This window comes from Burkholderia sp. MS455 (assembly GCF_016899445.1).
In the GTDB taxonomy this organism is placed as follows: Bacteria; Pseudomonadota; Gammaproteobacteria; order Burkholderiales; family Burkholderiaceae; genus Burkholderia; species Burkholderia pyrrocinia_C.
The window spans coordinates 2,263,744-2,288,741 of record NZ_CP041779.1; the positions used below are offsets into that span (position 1 = coordinate 2,263,744).

The 24,998-nt window shown below is 66.7% G+C and carries 23 protein-coding genes and 7 tRNA genes; 10 read left to right on the plus strand and 20 right to left on the minus strand.

What is annotated here, in order from left to right:
• Positions 1-2 precede the first annotated feature (2 nt).
• Entirely contained in the window at positions 3-1,073 is a 1,071-nt protein-coding gene (alr, locus tag FPJ27_RS29520) for an alanine racemase (RefSeq protein ID WP_034184727.1), read from the minus strand.
• A gap of 218 nt (positions 1,074-1,291) precedes the next feature.
• Here alr and lplT point away from each other — a divergent pair, with 218 nt between their 5' ends.
• A complete protein-coding gene (gene lplT / locus FPJ27_RS29525) occupies positions 1,292-2,599 on the plus strand; it encodes a lysophospholipid transporter LplT (RefSeq protein WP_072437076.1) in 1,308 nt (435 codons plus the stop codon).
• 58 nt (positions 2,600-2,657) lie between these two features.
• Positions 2,658-3,467 (plus strand): bifunctional hydroxymethylpyrimidine kinase/phosphomethylpyrimidine kinase, encoded by an 810-nt coding sequence (thiD, locus tag FPJ27_RS29530; RefSeq protein WP_204423685.1) that lies wholly within the window; start codon positions 2,658-2,660, stop codon positions 3,465-3,467.
• An 18-nt stretch (positions 3,468-3,485) separates the two neighbouring features.
• On the opposite strand, the gene FPJ27_RS29535 is transcribed toward thiD, so the two are convergent.
• The 4 genes from FPJ27_RS29535 to tsaB are packed head-to-tail and all read right to left on the minus strand — an operon-like array spanning position 3,486 to position 6,727.
• Positions 3,486-4,451, minus strand: coding sequence for a DUF1853 family protein (locus tag FPJ27_RS29535; RefSeq protein ID WP_204423687.1), 966 nt, complete (start codon positions 4,449-4,451; stop codon positions 3,486-3,488).
• Positions 4,448-5,476, minus strand: a complete 1,029-nt coding sequence (locus FPJ27_RS29540; RefSeq protein ID WP_204423690.1) for a uracil-DNA glycosylase — start codon at positions 5,474-5,476, stop codon at positions 4,448-4,450. The genes FPJ27_RS29535 and FPJ27_RS29540 overlap by 4 nt, the downstream gene beginning before the upstream one ends.
• On the minus strand, positions 5,463-5,963 hold the full coding sequence (gene rimI / locus FPJ27_RS29545) for a ribosomal protein S18-alanine N-acetyltransferase (protein WP_034184722.1): 501 nt from the start codon (positions 5,961-5,963) through the stop codon (positions 5,463-5,465). Before rimI ends, FPJ27_RS29540 begins: the two co-directional genes overlap by 14 nt.
• Positions 5,960-6,727 carry a tRNA (adenosine(37)-N6)-threonylcarbamoyltransferase complex dimerization subunit type 1 TsaB gene (gene tsaB, locus FPJ27_RS29550; RefSeq protein WP_204423692.1) on the minus strand — a complete coding sequence of 256 codons (768 nt, stop codon included), beginning with the start codon at positions 6,725-6,727 and terminating at the stop codon, positions 5,960-5,962. The genes rimI and tsaB overlap by 4 nt, the downstream gene beginning before the upstream one ends.
• Before the next feature lie 147 nt (positions 6,728-6,874).
• Here tsaB and FPJ27_RS29555 point away from each other — a divergent pair, with 147 nt between their 5' ends.
• The 3 genes from FPJ27_RS29555 to aceA all read left to right on the plus strand — a co-directional run bounded on the left by FPJ27_RS29555 (position 6,875) and on the right by aceA (position 10,733).
• On the plus strand, positions 6,875-7,144 hold the full coding sequence (locus FPJ27_RS29555; protein ID WP_011352486.1) for an acyl-CoA-binding protein: 270 nt from the start codon (positions 6,875-6,877) through the stop codon (positions 7,142-7,144).
• 359 nt (positions 7,145-7,503) lie between these two features.
• The gene (locus FPJ27_RS29560; RefSeq protein WP_072437071.1) at positions 7,504-9,045 is read left to right on the plus strand and encodes a DEAD/DEAH box helicase; all 1,542 of its coding nucleotides are present in this window, start codon (positions 7,504-7,506) and stop codon (positions 9,043-9,045) included.
• 380 nt (positions 9,046-9,425) lie between these two features.
• On the plus strand, positions 9,426-10,733 hold the full coding sequence (gene aceA / locus FPJ27_RS29565; protein ID WP_204423696.1) for an isocitrate lyase: 1,308 nt from the start codon (positions 9,426-9,428) through the stop codon (positions 10,731-10,733).
• Between the two features lie 195 nt (positions 10,734-10,928).
• Here the strand turns inward: aceA and FPJ27_RS29570 are convergent, their stop codons facing one another.
• Together FPJ27_RS29570 and FPJ27_RS29575 are read right to left on the minus strand one after the other, a co-directional pair.
• A complete protein-coding gene (locus FPJ27_RS29570) occupies positions 10,929-11,363 on the minus strand; it encodes a universal stress protein (protein WP_072437253.1) in 435 nt (144 codons plus the stop codon).
• A 159-nt stretch (positions 11,364-11,522) separates the two neighbouring features.
• On the minus strand, positions 11,523-12,428 hold the full coding sequence (locus FPJ27_RS29575) for a LysR family transcriptional regulator (RefSeq protein WP_204423699.1): 906 nt from the start codon (positions 12,426-12,428) through the stop codon (positions 11,523-11,525).
• Positions 12,429-12,582: 154 nt separating this feature from the next.
• Here FPJ27_RS29575 and FPJ27_RS29580 point away from each other — a divergent pair, with 154 nt between their 5' ends.
• Together FPJ27_RS29580 and aceB are read left to right on the plus strand one after the other, a co-directional pair.
• Positions 12,583-13,344: a haloacid dehalogenase type II gene (locus FPJ27_RS29580; protein WP_204423703.1), complete on the plus strand. Its 762-nt coding sequence runs from the start codon at positions 12,583-12,585 to the stop codon at positions 13,342-13,344.
• A 65-nt stretch (positions 13,345-13,409) separates the two neighbouring features.
• Positions 13,410-15,002: a malate synthase A gene (gene aceB / locus FPJ27_RS29585; protein WP_072437252.1), complete on the plus strand. Its 1,593-nt coding sequence runs from the start codon at positions 13,410-13,412 to the stop codon at positions 15,000-15,002.
• A gap of 125 nt (positions 15,003-15,127) precedes the next feature.
• Here aceB and FPJ27_RS29590 read toward each other — a convergent pair whose 3' ends face one another.
• Complete coding sequence (locus tag FPJ27_RS29590; RefSeq protein ID WP_204423705.1) at positions 15,128-15,541, minus strand: gamma-glutamylcyclotransferase family protein; 414 nt, start codon at positions 15,539-15,541, stop codon at positions 15,128-15,130.
• Between the two features lies 1 nt (position 15,542).
• Here FPJ27_RS29590 and FPJ27_RS29595 point away from each other — a divergent pair, with 1 nt between their 5' ends.
• Complete coding sequence (locus FPJ27_RS29595; protein ID WP_177318345.1) at positions 15,543-15,707, plus strand: hypothetical protein; 165 nt, start codon at positions 15,543-15,545, stop codon at positions 15,705-15,707.
• 90 nt (positions 15,708-15,797) lie between these two features.
• The gene (locus FPJ27_RS29600; protein WP_204423708.1) at positions 15,798-16,676 is read left to right on the plus strand and encodes a helix-turn-helix transcriptional regulator; all 879 of its coding nucleotides are present in this window, start codon (positions 15,798-15,800) and stop codon (positions 16,674-16,676) included.
• Between the two features lie 26 nt (positions 16,677-16,702).
• Here FPJ27_RS29600 and FPJ27_RS29605 read toward each other — a convergent pair whose 3' ends face one another.
• The 9 genes from FPJ27_RS29605 to gltX all read right to left on the minus strand — a co-directional run bounded on the left by FPJ27_RS29605 (position 16,703) and on the right by gltX (position 20,094).
• Positions 16,703-17,167 (minus strand): GNAT family N-acetyltransferase, encoded by a 465-nt coding sequence (locus FPJ27_RS29605; protein WP_072437064.1) that lies wholly within the window; start codon positions 17,165-17,167, stop codon positions 16,703-16,705.
• Positions 17,168-17,522: 355 nt separating this feature from the next.
• Positions 17,523-17,599, minus strand: a tRNA-Asp gene (locus FPJ27_RS29610).
• A 73-nt stretch (positions 17,600-17,672) separates the two neighbouring features.
• A tRNA-Glu gene (locus FPJ27_RS29615) sits at positions 17,673-17,748 on the minus strand.
• Between the two features lie 65 nt (positions 17,749-17,813).
• Positions 17,814-17,890: transfer RNA gene (locus FPJ27_RS29620), tRNA-Asp, on the minus strand.
• 80 nt (positions 17,891-17,970) lie between these two features.
• Positions 17,971-18,046: transfer RNA gene (locus FPJ27_RS29625), tRNA-Glu, on the minus strand.
• Positions 18,047-18,109: 63 nt separating this feature from the next.
• Positions 18,110-18,186, minus strand: a tRNA-Asp gene (locus FPJ27_RS29630).
• Between the two features lie 78 nt (positions 18,187-18,264).
• Positions 18,265-18,340 (minus strand) — tRNA-Glu (locus tag FPJ27_RS29635).
• A gap of 140 nt (positions 18,341-18,480) precedes the next feature.
• Positions 18,481-18,556, minus strand: a tRNA-Ala gene (locus FPJ27_RS29640).
• A gap of 128 nt (positions 18,557-18,684) precedes the next feature.
• Positions 18,685-20,094 (minus strand): glutamate--tRNA ligase, encoded by a 1,410-nt coding sequence (gene gltX, locus FPJ27_RS29645; RefSeq protein ID WP_204423711.1) that lies wholly within the window; start codon positions 20,092-20,094, stop codon positions 18,685-18,687.
• A 280-nt stretch (positions 20,095-20,374) separates the two neighbouring features.
• Between gltX and FPJ27_RS29650 the strand changes: the two genes are divergently transcribed.
• Positions 20,375-21,286 carry a patatin-like phospholipase family protein gene (locus FPJ27_RS29650; RefSeq protein WP_072437062.1) on the plus strand — a complete coding sequence of 304 codons (912 nt, stop codon included), beginning with the start codon at positions 20,375-20,377 and terminating at the stop codon, positions 21,284-21,286.
• Positions 21,287-21,432: 146 nt separating this feature from the next.
• On the opposite strand, the gene FPJ27_RS29655 is transcribed toward FPJ27_RS29650, so the two are convergent.
• The 3 genes from FPJ27_RS29655 to FPJ27_RS29665 form a co-directional block, all read right to left on the minus strand.
• Positions 21,433-22,107 carry a C40 family peptidase gene (locus FPJ27_RS29655; RefSeq protein ID WP_204423713.1) on the minus strand — a complete coding sequence of 225 codons (675 nt, stop codon included), beginning with the start codon at positions 22,105-22,107 and terminating at the stop codon, positions 21,433-21,435.
• A gap of 128 nt (positions 22,108-22,235) precedes the next feature.
• On the minus strand, positions 22,236-23,858 hold the full coding sequence (locus FPJ27_RS29660; protein WP_204423715.1) for a dipeptide ABC transporter ATP-binding protein: 1,623 nt from the start codon (positions 23,856-23,858) through the stop codon (positions 22,236-22,238).
• A complete protein-coding gene (locus FPJ27_RS29665) occupies positions 23,855-24,952 on the minus strand; it encodes an ABC transporter permease (RefSeq protein WP_072437059.1) in 1,098 nt (365 codons plus the stop codon). The genes FPJ27_RS29660 and FPJ27_RS29665 overlap by 4 nt, the downstream gene beginning before the upstream one ends.
• Between the last annotated feature and the right edge of the window lie 46 nt (positions 24,953-24,998).

Genomic DNA, 24,998 nt, shown 5'->3' on the forward strand with positions numbered 1-24,998 from the left:
CCTTATTCCGCGCGCACGGGCACGCGGCCGGCGACCGCGCACATCAGCTCGTAGCCGATCGTGCCGCAATGACGGGCAACGTCGTCGATCGGCAGTGTATTGCCCCACAGCTCGACGCGCGCGCCGACGCCGGCCTGCGGGCACGGGGTCAGGTCGACGGTGATCATGTCCATCGACACGCGGCCCACGATCCGCGTGCGGATGCCGTCGACGATCACGGGCGTGCCTTCGGGCGCGACGCGCGGATAGCCGTCCGCGTAGCCGCACGCGACGACGCCGATCCGCATCGGCGCCTGCGCGGAGAACGTCGAGCCATAGCCGATGGCCTGGCCTTTCCCGATCGTTTGCACCGCGATCAGCTCGGACGCGAGCGTCATCGCGGGTTTCAGCCCCGTGTCGGCGATATCGGACGACAGCCCGGACGGCGACGCGCCGTACAGCACGATCCCCGGCCGCACCCAGTCGAAGTGCGTATCCGGATGCCACAGCACGGCGGCCGAATTCGCGAGACTGCGCGCGCCGGCGATGTTTTCCGCGCCGCGCTCGAACGTCGCGAGTTGCTCGGCGACGCCGCGCTCGTTGTCCGCGTCCGAAAAATGGGTCATCAACGTGATCTGGCCGATGCCCGGGCACGCGCGGGCGCGCTCCCAGGCCGCACGGTATTTTTCCGGCAGGTAGCCGAGCCGGTTCATCCCGCTGTTCATCTTGAGCTGCACGTTGACGGGCTTCGACAGCCGCGCCGTTTCCAGCATCCGCATCTGCTCGTCGTTGTGGACGGTCGTCGTCAGGCTGTAGCGGTCGATCACGTCGATGTCGGTCGACCGGAAGAAGCCTTCGAGCAGCAGGATCGGGCCGGCCCAGCCGAGCTCGCGCAGCTTCACGGCCTCGTCGAGGTCGAGCAGGCCGAAGCCGTCGGTGCCGCGCAGGCCGGGAAACGCGCGGGCGAGACCGTGGCCGTACGCGTTGGCCTTGACGACCGCCCAGACCTTGGACGGGCCGGCAAAGCGGCGGACGACGGAAAGATTGTTCGCGAGAGCGGCGGTGTGGATGGTGGCGGAGATCGGGCGCGGCATGGGAAATTTACGTAAAGACGCTTGCGAATCATCAGCTTACCGCGCCTTTTGAGCACCGAAGCCGACAATTTGCGGAACGATCGGGGAATCTTGCTAGTCCGAATTGGCGTATTTTCATGTTATAAAGCCGTGCGCACAACCCATTTCGAACGGAATAAGCCGATCGCATATCAGGCGGCCTACGCGGCCCTGCCGCAGCGACGAAAGCATCGCATCAGATGAAAAAAGGTTTTTACACCATCATGGCCGCGCAGTTTTTCTCGTCGCTGGCCGACAATGCGCTTCTCATCGCCGCCATCGCCCTGCTGAAAGACCTCCACGCCCCCAACTGGATGACACCGCTGCTGAAGCTGTTCTTCGTGTTGTCCTATGTGGTGTTGGCGGCGTATGTCGGTGCTTTCGCGGATTCGCGCCCGAAGGGGCGCGTGATGTTCATCACCAACTCGATCAAGGTGGTCGGCTGCATGATCATGCTGTTCGGCGCCCACCCGCTGATCGCGTACGGGATCGTCGGATTCGGCGCGGCGGCCTACTCGCCCGCCAAATACGGGATTCTCACCGAGCTGCTGCCGGCCGATCGGCTGGTCGCCGCGAACGGCTGGATCGAAGGTACGACCGTCAGCTCGATCATTCTCGGCACCGTGCTCGGCGGCGCGCTGATCAGCCCGCACATCGCGGCGCACGTGATCGCGCACACGCCCGGCTGGATCGGTACGCCCGCCGAAGCGGCGATGGCGATCATCATGGCGATCTACGTGGTCGCCGCGCTGTTCAACCTGCGCATTCCCGATACGGGCGCCCGCTATCCGAAGCAGGAACGCGGCCCGGTCAAGCTCCTCACGGATTTCGCCGACTGCTTCATGGTGCTGTGGCGCGACAAGCTCGGCCAGATCTCGCTGGCGGTCACGACGCTGTTCTGGGGCGCGGGCGCGACGCTGCAGTTCATCGTGCTGAAATGGGCCGAGGTGTCGCTCGGCATGTCGCTGTCGGAAGGCGCGATCCTGCAGGCCGTGGTCGCGGTCGGCGTCGCGGCCGGCGCGATCGCCGCCGCCGCCCGGATACCGTTGAAGAAGTCGCTGACCGTGCTGCCCGTCGGCATCATCATGGGCATCGCGGTGATGCTGATGGCGTTCTACACGCGCGACCTGTTCCCGTCGCACTGGGCCGTGCACTTCGGCCACCTGCGCATGCCCGTTTACCTGATCGTCGCGTACATCTTCCTGATCTGCGTCGGCGCGCTGTCGGGCTACTTCGTCGTGCCGATGAACGCGCTGCTGCAGCATCGCGGCCACGTGCTGCTGTCGGCCGGTCATTCGATCGCGGTACAGAACTTCAACGAGAACCTGTCGGTGCTCGTGATGCTGTGCCTGTATGCGGTGCTCGTGTGGCTCGACGTGCCGGTCGGCGTCGTGATCGTGCTGTTCGGCACGTTCGTCTGCCTGACGATGTGGCTCGTGATGCGCCGCCACCAGGCGAACCAGCGTCAGTTCGACTCGGTCGCGCTGATCGGCGAAGCGCGGCACTGACGCTACACTTCCCGTTTCCGTCCGCCGGCGCCGGTCTTCGAACCGGCGCGTTGCCATCATGACGCACCCGATACCCAACATCCTGACGATCGCCGGCTCCGATTCGGGCGGCGGCGCGGGCATCCAAGCCGACCTGAAGACGTTTTCCGCGCTCGGCACGTACGGCGCCAGCGTGATCACCGCGCTGACCGCGCAGAACACGCGCGGCGTGACGGGCGTGCACGCGCCGGACGCCGCGTTCGTGACCGCGCAACTCGACGCGGTGTTCGACGACATCCGCATCGATGCGGTCAAGATCGGGATGCTCGCGAACGCGGCGATCGTGCACGCGGTGGCCGACGCGCTGCGCCGTTACGCGCCGCGCTTCGTCGTGCTCGACACGGTGATGATCTCGAAGAGTTCGCACGCGCTGCTCGCGCCCGACGCGGTCGACGCGCTGCGCGATGCGCTGCTGCCGCTGGCGACCGTCGTCACGCCGAACCTGCCCGAAGCGGCCGCGCTGCTCGGCGACGCACCCGCGACCACTGAAGACGACATGGTCCGGCAAGGCCGGGCGTTGCTGCAGACGGGCGCGCGCGCCGTGCTGATGAAAGGCGGCCACCTGCCCGACGCGGCCGCGAGCCCCGACTGGCTCGTCGATGCGGCGCACACCGTGCGGCTCGACGGCCCGCGCGTGCCGGTCAGCAACACGCACGGCACGGGCTGCACGCTGTCGTCGGCGATTGCCGCGCTGCTGCCGCAGCAGCCCGACCTCGAAAGCGCGGTGCGCGAAGCGAAGACCTACCTGACCGGCGCGATCGCCGCGAGCGGCCGCCTCGACGTCGGCCACGGCGTCGGCCCGGTTCATCACTTCCATCGCTGGTGGTAAGCGCCGCCTGACGCGGCGTCAGTTGTCCTGCGCCGCGAATGCCTGCGCACGCGCCGGCCAGTCGTCGGGCACGACGAAGCCGCGCGCCGTCTCGCGCCACGTGCCATCGCCGCCCTGTTCATAAATGCCGATCAGGTCGGGAGCCTGACGCGTCGCCAGCACGGGCGGCAGTTCGAGTGCGGCCGCGAGAGGTTCGGGTTCGAAACCGGCGCCGGCTGCAACACGCCGCGGTGCAAGCCAAGCAAGCCGCGGCAACACGCTCCAGGCAACGCCGGCACGCTGCGCGGCCGCCCACGCCGGCCACTGCGCATGCGTCAGCCAGAAACCGCGCGGGTGATCCGGCGAGATTTCGGCGGACACCGGCGGCAACGGCGCGCCGTGCGGATAGAACAGCCAGCCCCTGATGAACATCTGCGCGTCGGACGGCGCGCCATAGCCGAGCAGCGCAAACCCGGCGCGATCGCCGAGCCGCAACTGGTGGTCGAGCAGCCGGCTGCGCTTGCGGTCGAACCGGTCGACGAGATTGGGGCCGACGAAGTCGGCGAGCGACGCGCCGTCGCGCACCGGCGCGCACAGATAGCACTTCACCGCAAGTTCCCAGTGCAGGCGCTGCCCGCCCGGCGCATCGACGAGAAAATCGACTTCGCCGAGCGTCAGGCCGTTGCTGCGTAGCGGAAGATTGGCCGCGACGAGCCGCAGCGACGGCCCGTGCGTGAGGAAATACTCGAGCAGGCATTCGGCGTAGCGGCCGAGCCGCGTGGGCCGCAACCCGGCGAGCGCGAGGTGCAGCGGCTCGGGCGCCGCATCGAGCGCGGCGAGCCATGCCTCGACGGCCGACTGTCCTGCCGCATCCGGCCACGGATGCGCGAGCGGCGCGCCGGGTGCCGCGGTCAGCAGGCTCGGACTCGCGAGCAGCCAGCCCAGATCGCGAACCGCGGCGTCGCGCAGCGTATCGACGAATGCGAACGCCGCGCCGGTCGTCATTGCCCGGCCGGCCCGTTCGCGTCGCCACCCTCTGCGCGCCGGAATGTGTAGCGCGCGAGGCACAGGTCGGCCCACGCCTTCGACTTGTCCTGAAGGCTGCGCAACAGGTACGCCGGGTGGTAGGTGACGATCACCGGCACGCCTTCGTACTCATGCACGCGGCCGCGCAGCGACGCGATGCTGGCGTCCGTCTTCAGCAACGTCTGCGCGGCGAAGCGCCCGAGCGCGACGATCAGCTTCGGTTTCACGAGCGCGACCTGGCGCTGCAGATAAGGCTCGCAGCTTGCGACCTCGTCCGGTTCCGGGTTGCGGTTGCCAGGCGGCCGGCACTTGATCACGTTCGCGATATACACGTTGTCGCCGCGCTTGAGCGCCAGCGACTGCAGCATGTTGTCGAGCAGCTTGCCGGCCTGGCCGACGAACGGCTCGCCCTGCTTGTCCTCGTTCTCGCCCGGCGCTTCGCCGATCAGCATCCAGTCCGCCTCGCGGTCACCGACGCCGAACACGGTGTTGGTCCGCTTTTCGCACAGCCGACAGCGTGTGCAGTCGCGCACGCGCGCGGCCAGCGCATCCCAGTCGAGCATCGCAACCGGCGTTTCGGCGGGACGCGATTCGGCCGGCAGGGGCTCGCCCGGCGGCGCCGCGTCGAACCACGCGAAATCGTCGGGCGCGCCGTCCAGCGACGGTATCGCATCGGCAGAGGCCGCCGGCGCAGGTGCGCGATCGCCATCGACGACACGACGCGCCGGTATGCCCGAAGCCGGTATGCCCGAAGCCGGTACGCCCGACTCGCGAGCCGGCGAGGCCTCGGCGGCTCGCACGGCCGCCGGCGGCGCATCGTCTTGCACCGATGCACGCACCGCGCGCGCCGGCCGATCGGCCGTCACTGCGGAAACGTCGTCCGCCGCACCGGTTTGCGCCACGGCGGGCGCGTCGGCTGCCGCGCCTTCGTCCGCGCGCTGCCCGCGCCGCACCCAGATCTGCGCGAGGCCCATTTCCTCGAGCGCCGCTTCAGCCCACGCCATGCGCGTCCCCCTCGTCCTTGTTCAGCGTCAGACGCATCACGATCGCGTCCTCCCGGCTGCGATGCTTCGCCGGATAGTAGTTCTTGCGCCGGCCAATGGTCACGAAGCCGAAACGCTCGTACAGATGGATCGCGCGCGGATTGGACGGCCGCACCTCGAGCAGCACGCCGTCGAGCCGCTCCGCGCGCGAAATGCGCACGGCCTCGCGCAGCAGCGCGAGGCCCGCGCCCGCGCGCTGCGCGGCCGGCGCGACACACAGGTTGAGCAGGTGCATCTCGTCGATCACGGGCATCAGCACGCAATAACCGATCAGCGAACCCGTCACGTGCCGCAGGCACACGCCCAGATAGCCGTTGCGCAACGAATCCTCGAAGTTGCCGCGGCTCCACGGGAATTCGTACGCGACCTGCTCGATCGCAACGACCTCGTCGAGATCCGCGTCCGTCATCGGCGCCAGATAGCGGTCGCTCAGCAGTACACCCGTCATCCCTTCGCCCCGCCCGTCTGCGCGGCCCGCGCCGCGACCCGCTCGGCAGTCGTCTGCGCGACCTTGTCGCGCACGTATTCGGGCGCCGCCTGATCGGCCGGCACCGTGCGCCCGGCGCGAAACGCGCGCAGCGCGGCATGCGCGACCGCCAGCGCATGCGGCAATGCTTCGCCGTCGATCACGGCCGCGCGCGCCGCGGCCGGCAGCTGAGCGCCGAACGCGGCAGCCGCATTGCCCGCGAGCGTGAACGGCGCGTCGGGCACGCCGACGGCACCCGGCGCATCGAGCGATGCCGGATGCACCGTGCGCCAGTCGCCGGTGCTGTCGTCCCACGCGAAGTCCGCCCAGTAGGCTTCGTCCATCCGCGCGTCCAGCGCGGCAAGCACGCGGGTCGTGCCGGGCGCGCGCAGCCGCGCGTGCTCCGCGCACGCGAGCAGCGTGCCGATCGGCACGACCGGCAGCCCGCGCCCGAACGCGAGGCCCTGCGTAATGCCGGTCGCGGTACGCAGGCCGGTGAACGAGCCGGGGCCCGCGCCGAACGCGATCGCGTCGCAGTCGGCGAGCGTCAACCCGGATTCGGCGAAAAGCTCCTGGATCGCCGGCAGCACGCGCGTGCTCGACACGGCGCCCGTCTGTTCGTGGCGGACCCAGGTTTGCGGGGTGGAAACGGCGTCATCGGCATGGGCCGAGCGCAGCAGCGCGACCGAGCAGTATTCGGTCGACGTATCGATGGCGAGGAGCACTGTTTGCGTCATGGCCGACATTGTAATGCGACGCCCCGCTCCCACGGGCGATCGGGCCCGATCCGTGCACGCGCGCGGCGCCGGCGGCGGTTTGGAAGGATCGCTCGACCCCGTGCGGCGGTCCGCTTGTTAAGATCGCCCGACCTGAAACCCTTACGGAGACACCCGATGAGCGAACTCACCGCCCAATTCGACCAGGCCCAGATCGACGTCAAGCAACTGACGGAACGGCCGGGCAACCTGACCCTGCTGCGCCTGTACGCGCTCTTCAAGCAGGCGACCGACGGCGATGCCCACGGCGACAAGCCGGGCTTCACCGACATCGTCGGCAAATACAAGTACGACGCATGGGATGCACTGAAGGGCACGTCGCAGGATGCCGCGAAGCAGCAGTACATCGAACTCGTCGAATCGCTGAAAAACGGCACGGCTTCCTGACCGAACCACGCCGGTCGCAATAGGCAATCAAATCAGTGGCGCAGCGCAGCAAATCTCTTTATAATGCGGCCTGCGTCACCTCCGCGCTCGGCTCGCATGCCGTTCCGGCCCGACGCCTCGTAGCGTTAAGCTCCAATCCGGTTTAGAACCTGTCCCCTCCTGCTTCGACCCTCGCGGTCGTCACTTATCAGGCTGGCGGCCCCGCTCCTGAAGCGCGCCGCACCCAAAACAGCTTCTAATGCCTCATCCGCCGACTGTTCGGCGGATTGCACCCGTTTCCCGATTTGCTCGCTGAATCCGACGACTTGGGTATGCGCGATTGGCGCCGACGTTTCACCCACTGTGTTTCAAGGATTGTTATGACTTCGAGCATCAACTCCAGCCCGCTCAACGCGATCGCCGACCAGGCGCTCGGTCTCGACGACGCCGCCGCACCGGCCGCGGTCGAACCGGCGTCGGACGAGCCGAGCTTCGCGTCGCTCGGGTTGTCGCCGGAGATCGTCTCCGCGCTGCAGGCCGCCGGCTATGTGAAGCCGACGCCGGTCCAGCAGCGCGCGATTCCGGCCGGCATCGCCGGCCGCGACCTGCTGGTGTCGAGCCCGACCGGTTCGGGCAAGACGGCCGCATTCATGCTGCCCGCGATCGAACGTTTCGCGCAGCTCCAGAAGACGCTGGCGCAGCAACCGCGCGCGCCGCGCGAACCGAACCAGGGCGACCGCCGCGTGCGCCGCCCGCAACCCGTCGCGCGCCCGGGCCTGCTCGTGCTGACGCCGACCCGCGAACTCGCGATGCAGGTCACCACGGCCGCATCGACCTACGGCAAGCACCTGAAGCGCCTGCGCACGGTCAGCATCCTCGGCGGCGTCGCCTACGGCCAGCAGTTGATGCTGCTCGCGAAGAACCCCGAAATCCTGGTCGCCACGCCGGGCCGCCTGCTCGACCACCTCGAGCGCGGCCGTATCGACCTGTCCGAGCTGAAGATGCTCGTGCTCGACGAAGCCGACCGCATGCTCGACATGGGCTTCATCGACGATATCGAAACGATCGTTGCCGCGACGCCCGCGTCGCGCCAGACGATGCTGTTCTCGGCCACGCTCGACGGCAAGATCGGTTCGCTGACGGGCCGCCTGCTGAAGGACCCCGAGCGCATCGAGATCCAGCAGCGCCTCGAGTCGCGCGCGAACATCGCGCAGACCGTGCACTACGTCGACGACCGCGATCACAAGGATCGCCTGCTCGATCACCTGCTGCGCGACGACGCGCTCGACCAGGCGATCATCTTCACGGCAACCAAGATCGACGCCGACCAGCTCGCCGGCCGTCTCGCCGACGCAGGCTTCGAATCGGCCGCGCTGCACGGCGACCTGCCGCAGGGCGCGCGTAATCGCACGATCCGTGCGCTGCGCGAGCGCCGCGTGCGCGTGCTGGTCGCGACCGACGTCGCGGCACGCGGCATCGACATCCCGGGCATCACGCACGTGTTCAACTACGACCTGCCGAAGTTCGCGGAAGACTACGTGCACCGTATCGGCCGTACGGGCCGTGCGGGCCGTTCGGGTACGGCGGTGAGCCTCGTGCACCACGCCGAACAGGGCGCGCTCAAGCGCATCGAGCGCTTCGTGCGCTCGCCGCTGCCGGTCAACGTGATCGAAGGTTTCGAGCCGCGCAAGTCGGCGCCCCCGCGCGGCGGCAACGGCGGCCGCGGCCGTCCGGGCGGCGGTAACGGCGGCGGCCGGCGTTTCGGCGGCAAGCCGGGCGGCGGTCATGGCGGCAACGGCCGCAGCTACGGCGGCGGCAATGGCGGCGGCTGGAGCGGCAAGCCGGGCGGCAGCCGCGACGGCGGCCCGCGTCGCGACGGCCAGCGCAGCAGCGGCCCGCGCCGCGGCAGTTCCGCGTCGTAAGCACGCATGGGCGGCCGCTGGCCGCCCCATCAATCCAGCCGACCGGCGCACCTGCGCCGGTTTTTTTTCGTCCCGCCGCAAATTTCACGATGCGAAAAATTTTTTTGCGTCGTAAAAAATCATGCTGCGTGGCACAACCCAGACGATTGCGGGATGGAAAAAAGCATTTCTTATCCTGAAATTAAGAATCCAAGCATATGATTTAAAACAACTAAAAATTTACGCACTTTCTGAGACAGCCGCTGTTTCGCTCCCGTCGATTTGCCTAGACTCTTATACAAGACTTCACGAAACGGAACGCACCGCTTCCCGCTTCGAGAACAGCATCCCCATCGTCAGATTCGACCCATTAGGCAACACACCGCATCAAGGAGCTCATCATGTCGCGTCAGCAACAGGCACAGGAACTGCAAAAGCAATGGGAAACCGATCCGCGCTGGAAAGGCATCAAGCGCGGCTACTCGGCCGAGGACGTGGTCCGCCTGCGCGGCTCGATCCCGATCGAGCACACGCTGGCCAAGCGCGGTGCGGAAAAGCTGTGGAGCCTCGTCAACAACGAGCCGTTCGTCAACGCACTCGGCGCGCTGACCGGCAACCAGGCGATGCAGCAGGTGAAGGCCGGCCTGAAGGCCATCTACCTGTCCGGCTGGCAAGTGGCCGGCGACGCGAACGTCGCGGGCGAAATGTACCCGGATCAGTCGCTGTACCCGGCGAATTCGGTGCCGCTCGTCGTGAAGCGCATCAACAACACGCTGACGCGCGCCGACCAGATCCAGTGGTCGGAAGGCAAGAGCCCGGGCGACGAAGGCTATGTCGACTTCTTCGCGCCGATCGTGGCCGACGCGGAAGCCGGTTTCGGCGGCGTGCTGAACGCATTCGAACTGATGAAGGCGATGATCGAGGCAGGCGCATCGGGCGTTCACTTCGAGGACCAGCTCGCGTCGGTGAAGAAGTGCGGCCACATGGGCGGCAAGGTGCTCGTGCCGACGCGCGAAGCCGTCGCGAAGCTGTCGGCTGCGCGTCTCGCGGCCGACGTGATGGGTACGCCGACCGTGCTGGTCGCACGTACCGACGCGGAAGCGGCCGACCTGATCACGTCCGACGTCGACGACAACGACAAGCCGTTCCTGACGGGCGAGCGCACGGTGGAAGGTTTCTTCCGCACGAAGCCGGGCCTCGAGCAGGCGATCTCGCGCGGTCTCGCGTACGCACCGCATGCCGACCTGATCTGGTGCGAAACCGGCAAGCCGGATCTCGAGTACGCGAAGAAGTTCGCGGAAGCGATCCACAAGCAGTTCCCGGGCAAGCTGCTGTCGTACAACTGCTCGCCGTCGTTCAACTGGAAGAAGAACCTCGACGACGCGACGATCGCGAAGTTCCAGAAGGAACTCGGCGCGATGGGCTACAAGTTCCAGTTCATCACGCTGGCCGGCTTCCATGCGCTGAACTACTCGATGTTCAACCTCGCGCACGGCTATGCCCGCACGCAGATGAGCGCATTCGTCGAACTGCAGCAGGCCGAGTTCGCGGCCGCCGACAAGGGCTTCACGGCCGTCAAGCACCAGCGTGAAGTCGGCACCGGCTACTTCGACGCGGTGACGCAGACGGTCGAGCGCGAAGCTTCGACGACCGCGCTGCACGGCTCGACCGAAGACGAACAGTTCTTCGACGGCAAGAAGGTCGCGTAACGCGCGCAAGCGGCGCGACACCGGCAACAGAACAAAATCAGGGAGGAGACGGCAGGCGCGCGATGCAGATCGCGCGACCAGCCGCGCGGCCCGCGGGCCGCCAGCAACGACGCGCGCCGGCTTTCGTCCGGCGCGCCCTTTTTTTACGGTGCCGAACCTGCTGCCGCCCGCGCGGCCACAACAGCAGGCACCGCCCTACCGATAGACGATCACCGGAATTTTCGTATGGGTCAGCACACGCTGCGTCTCGCTGCCGATCAGCAGGCTGCCGAGCCCGCGGCGTCCGTGGGACGCCATGAAGATCACGTCGCAGCCGCCGCGTTCGGCCGCCTCGATGATGCCGAGATACGGCGACGGATGCACGCTGGTCCACGTGTCGCAGACGACGCCGGCCTCCTTCGCGGCCGATTCGACCTCGTCGAGGTGCGCGCGCGCCTCGCGCTCGCTGCGCGCCCGGAAATCGGCGGGCGGCTCGATGATCACTTCGGAAAACGGCGAGTATGGATACTGCGGCAGGCACGCGTAGGCCGTCACGCGCGCGCCGACCGCGCGAGCCAGGTCGATCGCGCCGTCGATCGCCTTTTGCGACAGTTCGGAACCGTCGGTTGGAACGAGGATGTGCCGGAACATCGCGCCCTCCTTCGTCAATCGCACTCCGCGCGCCGCGATCCCGTCCGAGCCGGCCGCCACGCGTCGGTCATGTCTCCTACGATTGTAGTGTGCGAAACCGCGCAACCGGCACCGGCAGCGGGTTCGCCCTCATATCGGAAACGCGCGGGCATACGCGGCCTACTCGCCCCAATAACCGGGCCGCTCGTACGTGTGCTTCAGGTAATCGAGAAACAGGCGCACGCGCAGCGGCAGGTGACGGCGCTGCGGAAACACCGCGTGGATGCCGATCGGCGGCGCGGCGAACGCGTCGAGCACGCTGACGAGCCGGCCGGCCGCGATGTCGTCGCCGACCTCCCACCACGAGCGCCATGCCAGGCCGTGGCCGGCGAGACACCATTCGTGCAGCACCGCGCCGTCCGAGCATTCCATCGTGCCGTTCACGCGGATCGACACGACCTTGTCGTCCTCCTGGAACGCCCAGCCGCGCTGCTGGTTCGCGTTCGCCGCAAGCGCGAGGCAGTTGTGCCGCGCGAGTTCCGCGAGCGTGGCCGGCGTGCCGCGCCGCGCGAGATACGCGGGCGACGCGACGCATACGCGGCGATTCTCGCCGAGCTTCAGCGACACCAGCGACGAGTCCGGCAGTTCGCCGAGCCGCACCGCGCAATCGAACCCCTCGTTGACGAGGTCGACCATCCGGTCGGACAGATCGAGCGTGACCGACACGTCCGGATGCCCGACGCTGAATTCGGGCACGAGCGGCGCGACGTGCCGCCGGCCGAAGCCGGCCGGCGCGGAAACGCGCAGGTGGCCGCTCGCCTTGACGCCGCCGGCGGACACGCTCGCCTCCGCGTTCTGCATGTCGTTGATGATCCGCTGGCAATCCTCGAGGAATGCCGACCCCTCGAACGTCAGCGTGAGCTTGCGCGTCGTGCGCACCAGCAGCTTGACGCCGAGCCGCTCCTCGAGCGCGTCGAGGCGGCGGCCGATGATCGCCGGCGCGACGCCTTCCGCGTGCGCGGCCGCCGACAGGCTGCCTTTCGCCGCGACCGCGGCGAACGTTTCGATCTGTTTGAACCGGTCCATGACTCGCAGGGACGGCACCGCCGCCCTTCAAATAGCTTAAGCCGCTCAAGATTATGTATATGAAAGTAAAAGATCAAGTGATGATTAGCGTCTTTTTTAGCATCTGCGATCACGAATAGAATCGACTCGACCTCTGAAACTGGAGCGCAAGGCTATGTCGGCCACAACGACACTCTCCTCTCCCGACGCAATCCTCTTCGACGCATTCGGCACGTTGTTCGACGTGCATGCGGTCGTGGCCGCGGCAGAGCAGATGTTTCCCGGTCGCGGGGAACGGTTGTCGCAGCTGTGGCGACGCAAGCAAATCGAATACTCGCAGCTGCGCACGCTCGCCGATCCGGCCGGCACCCGCTATCGCCCGTTCCGGGACATCACGCTCGACGCGCTGCGGTTCGCCGCGCGCGCGCTCAGCCTCGCGCTGAACAGCGCGGCCGAGAAACGGCTGATGGACGAATACGCGTGCCTGTCCACCTATCCCGATACGGTGCCCGCGCTGCGCAAGCTGCGCGCGCTCGAGCCGCGCCCGCCGCTCGCGATCCTGTCGAACGGCAACCCGCAGATGCTCGACATCGCGATCAAGAGCGCCGGCATGTCCGGGCTGTTCGATCGCGTGCTGTCGGCCGACACCGTGCGCGCCTATAAGCCGAGTCCGGCCGTCTACGCGCTTGGCACCGCCGCGTACGGGCCGAACCCGCGCAGCATCGTGTTCGTGTCGTCGAACGCGTGTGACGTCGCCGGCGCCGCGTGGTTCGGCTACACGACGTTCTGGCTCAACCGCACGGGCGCGCCCGCCGAGGAACTCGGCGCACCGCCCGACGGCACGGGCGCCGGCATGGCCGACCTGCTCGCATTCCTCGCCACCCCGGCTCCGGCCGGCAGACACGCAAACCGCACGCGCCCCGGCCCGGGTGCATGACGCTCGCAGCTGCCGCCTTCCCCTTTCACCGAAACCGCAACTGACCGACCAAGGAGATGAGACTCATGAGCACCCCGATCACGCTGCCGCAAGGCATGACGATCACCGGCGAAATCAAGCCGGGTTACGAAGCGATCCTGACGCCCGACGCGCTCGCAATCGTCGCAGCGCTGCACCGCGCGTTCGAACCGCGCCGCCAGGCGCTGCTGCAGGCGCGCGCCGAGCGCACGAAACGCCTCGACGCGGGCGAGCGCCCGGACTTCCTGGCCGATACCAGGGCGATCCGCGAAGGCGACTGGAAGGTCGCGCCGCTGCCGGCCGACCTGCAATGCCGCCGCGTCGAGATCACGGGCCCCGTCGAGCGCAAGATGATCATCAACGCGCTGAACTCGGGCGCCGATTCGTACATGACGGACTTCGAGGATTCGAACGCGCCGAGCTGGACGAACCAGATCGACGGCCAGATCAACCTGAAGGACGCGATCCGCCGCACGATCTCGCTCGAGCAGAACGGCAAGTCGTACAAGCTCAACGACAAGGTCGCGACGCTGATCGTGCGTCCGCGCGGCTGGCATCTCGACGAGAAGCACGTGACGGTCGACGGCCAGCGCGTGTCCGGCGGCATCTTCGATTTCGCGCTGTTCCTGTTCCACAACGCGAAGGAGCTGATCGCGCGCGGCTCGGGCCCGTACTTCTACCTGCCGAAGATGGAAAGCCATCTCGAGGCGCGCCTGTGGAACGACATCTTCGTCGCCGCGCAGGAACAGGTCGGCATCCCGCGCGGCACGATCCGCGCGACCGTGCTGATCGAGACGATCCTCGCCGCGTTCGAGATGGACGAGATCCTGTACGAACTGCGCGAGCACAGCTCGGGCCTGAACGCCGGCCGCTGGGACTACATCTTCTCGGCGATCAAGAAGTTCAAGAACGACCGCGATTTCTGCCTCGCCGACCGTTCGAAGATCACGATGACCGTGCCGTTCATGCGCGCGTACGCGCTGCTGCTGCTGAAAACCTGCCACAAGCGCAACGCGCCGGCGATCGGCGGGATGAGCGCGCTGATCCCGATCAAGAACGATCCGGAAGCGAACGACAAGGCAATGGGCGGCGTGCGCTCGGACAAGCAGCGCGACGCGACCGACGGCTACGATGGCGGCTGGGTTGCGCACCCGGGTCTCGTGCCGATCGCGATGGAAGAATTCGTCAAGGTGCTCGGCGACCAGCCGAACCAGATCGCGAAGCAGCGCGACGACGTGCAGGTCGAAGGCAAGAACCTGCTCGACTTCCAGCCTGAAGCGCCGATCACCGAAGCCGGCCTGCGCAACAACATCAACGTCGGCATCCACTACCTCGGTGCGTGGCTCGACGGCAACGGCTGCGTGCCGATCCACAACCTGATGGAAGACGCGGCCACCGCCGAGATTTCCCGCTCGCAGGTGTGGCAGTGGATCCGCTCGCCGAAGGGCGTGCTCGACGACGGCCGCAAGGTCACGGCCGACCTCGTGCGCGAATACACGAAGGTCGAGCTCGACAACGTGAAGCGTTCGGTCGGCGGCAACACGCAGCCGTACGAGCGCGCCGCGGCGATCTTCGAGCAGATGTCGACGTCGGAAGGCTTCACCGAATTCCTGACGCTGCCGCTGTACGAGGAAATCTGACGACGCGGTTCGCTGCGATCGGCGGCCGGCCACGTGCCGTCGCCGGTCGCACGCGACGACCGCACGAAAAAAGCGCCCCGTGGGGCGCTTTCCTTTTGCGGCGAAACCGACTGCCGCGCGGACGCTCAGGCGACTTCCCGCTCGCGCCGGTGCTGGACCCAGTCTCCCGACGCGATGCGCGGACGCCCGGCTGCCGCATGCGCGGCGACCGGGTAATACAGGCATGCGTACTGCCGGCCGCCGAGTTCGACGGTCACCTCTTCCGGCTTGAACAGCGTGTCGACGCCCGGATAAACGCGCTCGATCTCGTCGAGCACGGGAACGAGCTGCTCGTCGACCTCGTAGACGTCGCCCCAGACCAGCGACTTGCCGGCCGGCTCGGCGACCATCCCCGGATACGCACCGAAATCGTACAGCTCGCCCGGCAGCGCGACCGCGCCAAGCAGCGTCGGCGCGACGATTCCGTGTCGTGCGGCCGCATGGCCGATGTCGTTGGTCTCTCCGGCTCTCAGGGTGCCGTAGACGAATACGTAGCGCATCGTGATTCTCCTCTTCGATTCGTATGTTGCCGTGTTCGCGCGCGATTCGTGCGAAATTGCGCACGCATCGATAGACCACCGGATCGGCCCGATGGTTCTGACCGGCAAACGCGCGGCCTCGGGCAGCCGCGCCGAATTCGCCCGGTCCCATACAAAGTTCATTTGAAAGCGGCATGATCGCCCGACAAACCGCCGCATGCGCTCGCGCGGCGCCTTCTAAAATAACGGCATCGCCGCCGCGCCGCCGGAACCGTCCATGAATCCTCCCGTTCAAGCCGACGTATCGAACCCATACGACGTCATCGACATCCCGCCCGAATTCGCGCCGACCGCCGTCCATCCAATGCGCGTGCGCGCGCGGCAAGTCGACGCCGGCCACCGCATCCCGCTGCACACGCATGCGTGGGCGCAGCTCGCGTACGCATCGCGCGGCGTGCTGCGCGTCGCGACGACCGGCACGACGTGGATGGTGCCGCCGTCTCGCGCGATCTGGGTGCCCCCGCGTGTGACGCACGAAGTCGTGATCGTCGAGGAAGCGTATTTGCGCACGCTGTATATCGACGAATCGATCGTGCCGGACGGGCTCGACGCGTGCCGCGTCGTCGAAGTGACGGGATTGCTGCGCGAACTGATCGTCGCACTCGATGCGCGCGACCTGAGCACCGCGCGCGAACGCCTGCTGTGCGGGCTCGTGCTTGACGAGCTGAGCCATGCCGAGCCGTTGCCGCTTGCGGTGCCGATGCCCGACGAGAAACGGCTACGCCTGCTGTGCGAATCGGTACTCGCGCAACCGGCGCACGCGGAATCGCTCGAACACTGGGCGAGCGAGGTCGGCGCGAGCACGCGCACGATTTCGCGGCTCTTCAAGCAGGAACTGGGCGTGAGCTTTTCGCAGTGGCGCCAGCAGGCGCTGCTGGCGCGGGCGATCCCGCTGCTGAACCAGGGGCGCCCGCTGTCGCATATCGCGCGCGAACTCGGCTACCAGAGTCAGAGCGCGTTCTCGGCGATGTTCCGCCGTGCATTCGGCGAAAGCCCGCGCGCGTTCATGCTGCGCGGCTACGAGCACCGCGGCGCGGAAGGCCGCATCGCGGACGACGAATCGCCGGACGACGACGCGATCGACGCCGTCCGCTGAGCGCGGCGCTCCGGATCGTCAGACCTTCAGACCGGCCGCACCATGTGGCGGATCGAGCCGAGTTGCGCGAGCCGCGAGCCGGCTACCTGGTAGCCCATGCGCCGGTAGAGACGCGCGGCGGGATTGTCGACGAACACGCGCAACTGCAATTCGTGCAGCCCCCGCGCACGCGCCCAGCGGTGCGACATGTCGAGCATATAGGTGCCGGCGCCCTGCCCGCGATGGCCGGCCGCGATCTGGACGTCGCGGATATGCAGCGAATCGCCTTCCTCGGTCACGCGCAGCACGCCGATACGCTCGCCGTCGGCCTCGAGGATGAAGTTCTCGGATTCGCGCCAGCTCGCATAGAACAGATCGCTGCGCCACACGAGCCCATGGCGCTTGTAGTAGCCGCCCATGTTGCCGTGCGTCAGCGCTTCGGCAAACGGGAAATCGTCGGGCTCCGCGGGCCGGAGCTGATACAGGAGTCGCAGGTCGGTCGGATCGAGCATCGCGCAGGGGTCAAGAACGCATTCCGCCACGATAGCGCAGTCGCGTGCGGATGCAATCGCGAATTTCTCGTAGCGGCGCGGCGCCGGATTCCTGGATCAGGGTGCACGACGGACGCAACCGGAAACGCAAACGAAAAAGCCCGCACAAGGCGGGCTTCTTCATTTTTTTGGCGGAGCGGACGGGACTCGCCTACATCCCGCAGGCCGCGGCTGCGCTTGCAAGCGCAGCCCTTCGAGTCCCGCCGGAAGCCGCGCAGGCGGCTTCCTCCGCTCCGCGGTCACGCGCCCGAGAACGGGCGCAACAACCGGACGCACAAACGAAAATGCCCGCACAAGGCGGGCACTTTCGTTTGTTTGGCGGAGCGGACGGGACTCGAACCCGCGACCCCCGGCGTGACAGGCCGGTATTCTAACCGACTGAACTACCGCTCCAGTCTTGCTGCTTGCCTGGCAGGCGTCGGTTGCTTCCTGCCGGCGCATCGTTTGTTCGAACGACGCCGAAATCTGGCGTCCCCTAGGGGATTCGAACCCCTGTACTCACCGTGAAAGGGTGATGTCCTAGGCCTCTAGACGAAGGGGACAACGTACTGCTTACATCCTTAATACAAAAGCCCATTCAAAAACGTTCTTTGAACGGGCTTCGTTCTGGCGGAGCGGACGGGGCTCGAACCCGCGACCCCCGGCGTGACAGGCCGGTATTCTAACCAACTGAACTACCGCTCCAGCTTTCTTCACCCCACTTGCAGGACATCGTTCACGTTCCTGCAAGCGTTGCGGCACTTCTTGTGAAACGCCGCTGAATCTGGCGTCCCCTAGGGGATTCGAACCCCTGTACTCACCGTGAAAGGGTGATGTCCTAGGCCTCTAGACGAAGGGGACAACGTACTGCTTACATCCTTAATACAAAAGCCCGCTCAAAAACGTCTTGAACGGGCTTCGTTCTGGCGGAGCGGACGGGACTCGAACCCGCGACCCCCGGCGTGACAGGCCGGTATTCTAACCGACTGAACTACCGCTCCAACTTCCTTACCCAACCTGCAGGACGTCGGTTACGTTCCTGCAAGCCTCGCGACACTTCTATGAAACGCCGCTGAATCTGGCGTCCCCTAGGGGATTCGAACCCCTGTACTCACCGTGAAAGGGTGATGTCCTAGGCCTCTAGACGAAGGGGACAAAATCTTTTCAGATCTGTCTGACTTTCGCTATTCACTTCTCATCAACAGCGAAGGCCGGAATTCTAACTGCTTTAGATCATTCTGTGAAGCATTTATTACTACAACTACTGCTTCGCAAACCAATCCAATTTGTTCTGTTGGTGGAGGTAAGCGGGATCGAACCGCTGACCTCTTGCATGCCATGCAAGCGCTCTCCCAGCTGAGCTATACCCCCTTGCAGAACAGAAATGAGATTATATGGACCGATTTTGAACTTGTAAATACCCTTTTTGCGATTCGAGCGAAATTTTTTGCGAAGCCGCCGCGATCTCACGCGCAGACAGCTTCGCTCACGCACGAAGCTCAGGCCAGCGCGGCCTCGATGCGCGACACCACGACGTCGCGACCGAACAGCACAAGCACCGCATCGATCGACGGCGTGTGCGTCGTACCCGCCACCAGCAGGCGCACCGGCATCGCGAGTTGCGGCATCTTCAGCTTGTGCGTGCCGAGCGTCGCCTTCAGCGCGGCAGACACCGCGTCTTTCGTCCAGTCGGCCGCCTTCAGCGCGACGACGAGATCGGCCAGTGCCGGCCGCACCGCATCGGTCACGTGCTGCGCGATCGCATCGGCCTCCGGTGCCGGCACGCGGTAGAACATCGCGGCGCCTTCCGCGATCTCCTTGACCGTCGTCGCGCGATCCTTCATCAGGCCGACCACGGCGTCGAGCGCCGGGCCCGTCGCGAGCGCCGCGTCGTCGATGCCGAGCGCGTCGAGGAACGGCTTCGCGAGCGCGGCGAGGCGCGCGTTGTCGGCTTCCTTGATGTAATGCGCGTTCAGCCAGCTCAGCTTGCTGTGGTCGTACTGCGCGGGCGACTTGCCGAGATGCTCGAGATCGAACCATTCGACGAATTGCTCGCGCGAGAAGATCTCCGCGTCGCCGTGCGACCAGCCGAGGCGCGCGAGATAGTTGACGACCGCCTCGGGCAGGAAGCCTGCGTCGCGATACGCCATCACGCTCATCGCGCCATGCCGCTTGCTCATCTTCTCGCCCTGCTCGTTCAGCACGGTCGGCAGGTGCGCATAGACGGGCGCCTCGCCGCCGAGCGCATTCAGGATGTTGATCTGGCGCGGCGTGTTGTTCACGTGGTCGTCGCCACGGATCACGTGCGTGATGCCCATGTCCATGTCGTCCACCACCACGCAGAAGTTGTAGATCGGCGTGCCGTCCGGGCGCGCGATCACGAGGTCGTCGAGTTCTTCGTTCGAGATCTCGACGCGCCCCTTCACGGCGTCGTCCCACACGACCGTGCCGGTCAGCGGATTGCGGAAGCGCAGCACGGGCTTCACGCCTGCCGGCGGCTCGGGCAGCACCTTGCCGGGCTCCGGGCGCCACGTGCCGTCGTAGCGAGGCTTCAGGCCGGCCTCGCGCTGGCGTTCGCGCAGCGCGTCGAGCTCCTCGGCCGACATGTAGCACGGGTACGCGAGGCCCTTCTCGAGCATCTGCGCGAGCACCTCGCGATAGCGGTCCATCCGCTGCATCTGGTAGATCGGGCCTTCATCGAAATCCAGGCCGAGCCATTGCATCCCCTCGAGGATCGCATCGACCGCTTCCTGCGACGAGCGCTCGACGTCGGTATCCTCGATGCGCAGCACGAACGTGCCCTTCATCTTGCGGGCGAACGCCCACGGATAGAGTGCGGAGCGGATGTTGCCGAGGTGGATGAAGCCGGTGGGACTCGGCGCGAAGCGGGTACGGACAGGACGGGTCATAAACGGTAACTCGAACGCCTGGGGCGCATGAATGATTCGACGCGGGATCGACGGCGGCAGCCCGGACAACAACGGGGCCGGCGACGCCCGGAACGGGAAAGAAGCCGGAATTATACTCGCGCCGGACATCGCGCCAAGCGCACCGCTTGCTTTATGATGTGCGCGCCGCGGCCGCCAGCCGGCGCGGCGCCGGCCGCACGGAACCTGCCGCGCGGCCGCTCGGAACCTATCGCCGCCGCGGGCCGTGTAACCCGCCGCCAAGCCGCCGGAGAACCATTCGATGTCGTCCCCTCGCCTGTCGCGCCGCCATTTCACGATCGCGTGCGCGTCCGCCAGCCTCGCCGCCTGTACGTCGTTCGGCGGCAAGTCCCGTCCCGACAACGCATCCAACGAAAAGCCCGTGAAGATCGGCATCGCGCTCGGCGGCGGCGCCGCGCGCGGCTTCTCGCACATCGGCGTGCTGAAGGCGCTCGAGGCGCGCGGCATCCCGATCGAGATCGTCGCGGGCACGAGCGCGGGCTCGGTGGTCGGCGCACTCTATGCGTCGGGCATGAGCGCGCTGCAGATCAACAAGATCGCGCTCGACATGGACCAGGCGGCGATCAGCGACTGGGCGCTGCCGTTCCGCTCGCGCGGCCTCTTGCAGGGTGTCGCCCTGCAGAACTTCCTGAACAAGACGCTCAACAACCGGCCGATCGAGAAGATGGCGAAGCCGCTCGGCATCGTCGCGACGGATCTGCAGAGCGGCCAGCCGATCCTGTTCCAGCAAGGCAACACGGGGCTCGCGGTGCGTGCGTCGTGCAGCGTGCCGTCGGTGTTCGAACCGGTGAAGATCGGCAGCCGCGAATATGTCGACGGGGGCCTCGTGAGCCCGGTGCCCGCGTCATACGCGCGCAAGATGGGCGCGAGCTTCGTGATCGCGGTCGACATCTCGGCCCGGCCGGACGGCGCGGCGACCAACAACCCGATCGAGATGCTGCTGCAGACCTTCACGATCATGGGCCAGACGATCAAGACCTACGAGCTCGACAAATACGCGGACGTCGTGGTCCGCCCGAACCTCGCGGCCATGGGCGGCAGCGACTTCAACCAGCGCAACGCGGCGATTCTCGCAGGCGAGGAAGCGGTCGCGCGCATCATGCCGGAACTGCAGCGCAAGCTCGCGGCGGCGCGCGGCGTGGCCGCCGCGTAAGAAGCGCGCCGGTCGCGGGACGCGCCGCCGCCCCGCGACCGGCGGAACGACTTCCGCGTCGTCGCCTGCGCCGGCCCCAAAACAAAAAACCCTGCCGCCTTTCGGTGACAGGGTTTTTTCGATCCGGTCCGGCTGACCGGCGAACGTCAGTTGTTGCCGCTCGCCGAATCGTCGCCGATCGTCGCGCGCACGCGCTGGCGCAGATCTTCGGCCTTCATCGGGAACTCCGACTCGAGCCGGCGCGCGCCGGTGAAACGCTTTTCCCAGTAGCCGCTATCGAGATCGTCGACGCGAACGGTGCTGCCCGTCGACGGCGAATGCACGAACTTGTTGTCGCCGATATAGATGCCGACGTGCGAGAACGTGCGGCGCATCGTGTTGAAGAACACGAGATCGCCCGGCTTGAGGTTACTCATGCTCACCTTCTCGCCGACCCGGCTCATCTCTTCCGCGCGACGCGGCAGCGACATGCCGAGCGTGTCCTGGAACACGTAGCGGACGAAGCCGCTGCAGTCGAGGCCCGAATCCGGCGAGTTGCCGCCCCAGCGATAACGCACGCCGATCATGTTCAGCGCGCCGACGACGACGTCGCCTGCCTTGCCCGCCATGCCGGCAAGGAACGACTTCGCGCCGCCGCCCGACGGCTGGGCACTGGTCTGCTGGGGGGAAGAACCCGACCCGATTTGAGTCGAATTCGTGACATTCTGGTTAAAACTGCTGACTTCGTCGGCGAACGCGCCGGAAGCTGCTGAGAACAGGGCGCCGATGAACAGCCCGGCGATGGTGCGCGCGCATGCCTGGGTCAGGGATCGATGCTGCATTGGTCGATGGAATGTGCTTAAAAATCAGCTGATTGGCGGAAAATTTCGGTCGATACTAGCCAGCGCGTAATCGTTTGTCAAAACAAATTAAAAAATACAATCGAGATGATCAGACCATTGGACGCCTATCACGCTTTCCAGACCGCTTTCAACAGCTTTTGTGTGTAAGGATGTGACGGTCTGGTGAAGATGTCGGCGACGTCTCCCGACTCGACGACGGCGCCGTCCTGCATCACCGCGACGCGGTGCGCCATCGCGCCGATCACCTCCAGGTCGTGGCTGATGAATACATAGCCGAGGTTGTATTTCTGTTGCAAATTCGCGAGCAGTTTCAGCACCTGCTGCTGGATCGACACGTCGAGCGCGGAAGTCGGCTCGTCGAGGATCAGGATGCGCGGCTCCAGCACCAGCGCTCGCGCGATCGCGATCCGCTGGCGCTGCCCGCCCGAGAATTCGTGCGGATAGCGGTGCAATACCGTGCGGTCGAGGCCGACTTCGCGCAGCACCGCGAGTGACTTCGCGCGACGCGCATCGGGCGTCATTTCCGGGTGATGCAGTTCGAGTCCCTCGCCGACGATCCGTTCGATCGTGTGACGCGGCGAAAGCGAACTGAACGGATCCTGAAAGACGACCTGCATGTTCGAGCGCAGCGCGGTCTGTTCGCGGCCGCGATAGGTCGACAGCGCGCGCCCCTGGAATTCGATCTCGCCGCCGGCCGTCTTCTGCAGCCCGAGCAGCGCCATCGCGAGCGTCGATTTCCCGGAACCCGATTCGCCGACGATGCCGAGCGTTTCGCCCTGTCGCACCGACACCGACACGTCCGCGACGGCCGTCACGGGCACCGTGCCGAACCAGCCCGCGAAGCCGGGCCGCTTGCGTGCGAACTGCACGCTCACATGGCGCGCGTCGAGCACGACGGGCGCGATCGGCATGACCGGCGCGACCGTGCGTTGCGGCCGGCTGTTCAGCAGCCGCTGCGTATAAGGATGCTCAGGTTCCGCGAAGATCCGCTCGACGGGCCCGCTCTCGACGAGCCTGCCGTGCTCCATCACCGCGACGCGGTCGGCGAAGTGGCGCACCAGATTCAGGTCGTGCGTGATCAGCAGGATCGCCATCCCGCGCTTTTCCGCCTCCTCGCGCTGCAGTTCCAGCAGCAGGTCGACGATCTGCGCACGGATCGTCACATCGAGCGCGGTGGTTGGCTCGTCGGCGAGCAACAGACGCGGCCGGCACGCGAGCGCCATCGCGATCATCGCGCGCTGCCGCTGGCCGCCCGACAACTGGTGCGGGTAGCTGTCGACGCGCTTGTCGGGTTCAGCGATGCCCGTGCGCGCAAGCAGCGCGATCGCGCGCTTGCGCGCCTCGACGGCCGATACGCCGTCGTGCAGCACGATCGTCTCGCCGATCTGCACACCGATCGTATACAGCGGGTTGAGCGCCGTCATCGGCTCCTGGAAGATCATCGCGATGTCCGAGCCGCGCAGCCCGCGCATCTCGCGCTCGCTCTTGGCCGAAAGGTCCTGCCCCGCGAAGCGGATCGCGCCGCTCACGTCGGCGTCGTGCAGCAGCCGCAGGATCGACAGCGCGGTCACGCTCTTGCCCGACCCCGACTCGCCGACGAGCGCGACGCGCTCGCCGCGGCCGATCGCGAGCGTCACGTCGTCCACCGCGACCGTGTCGCCGAAGCGCACATGCAGACGTTCGAGCGACAGCAGCGGCTCGTCGTGCCTCGATACGACCGTTTCGCTCATCGCTGGCCTCCCGCCGCACGTATCGAATCGGCGATCCGCGTGTCGAGCGCATTGCGCAGCGCGTCGCCCATGAAGGTCAGCAGCAGCAGCGTCGCGACCAGCACGCCGAACGTCGACAGCGAGATCCACCATGCGTCGAGGTTGCCCTTGCCCTGCGCGAGCAGTTCGCCGAGGCTCGGCGTCGGCGGCGGCACGCCGAGCCCGAGGAAATCGAGGCTCGTCAGCGCTAGGATCGCCCCGCTCATCCGGAACGGCAGGAACGTGATCACCGGCGTGAGACTGTTCGGCAGCACGTGGCGCCAGATGATCTGCCAGTTCGTGAGCCCCATCGCGCGCGCCGCGCGCACGTAGTCCTGCGTGCGGTTGCGCAGGAATTCCGCGCGCACGTAGTCGGCCAGCCCGATCCAGCCGAACAGCGACAGCAGCACGATCAGCAGCAGGAAGCTCGGCTCGAAGATCGACGCGAAGATGATCAGCAGGTACAGCTCGGGCAGCGAACTCCAGATCTCGATCAGCCGCTGCCCGACGATGTCGATGCGTCCGCCGAAGAAGCCCTGCACGGCGCCGGCGGCGATCCCGAGCAGCGTGCCGATCACGGTCAGGATCAGCCCGAACTCGACCGACACGCGGAACCCGTACACGAGCCGCGCGAGCAGGTCGCGCCCCTGCGCGTCGGTGCCGAGCCAGTTCTGGCGCGACGGCGGCGCCGGGTTCGGCACGTTCGAGAAGTAGTTCAGCGTGTCGTAGTAATAGCGGTTCGGCGGGTAGACGACGAAGTTGCCGGGCGCCTCGAGCCGCTTGCGCACATACGGATCGAGATAGTCGGCCGGCGCCGGGAAATCGCCGCCGAAGGCCGTCTCCGGGTACGCATGGAACAGCGGGAAATAGTATTGGCCGTCGTAGCGCACGACGAGCGGCTTGTCGTTCGACCAAAGCGGCGCCGCAAGGCTCGCGGCGAACGCGACGACGAAGATCACGAAGCTCCAGTAGCCGAGGCGCTGCCGCCGGAAGCGCTGCCACACGCGGCGCGCCGGCGACGGCGACACGTGCGCGCGCGCCACGTCGATGCGGGACGACACGACGGCCCGGTTCATCGCGCGCCTCGCCCGGTGACGCCGGGCATGCAGACGGACGGTTTCA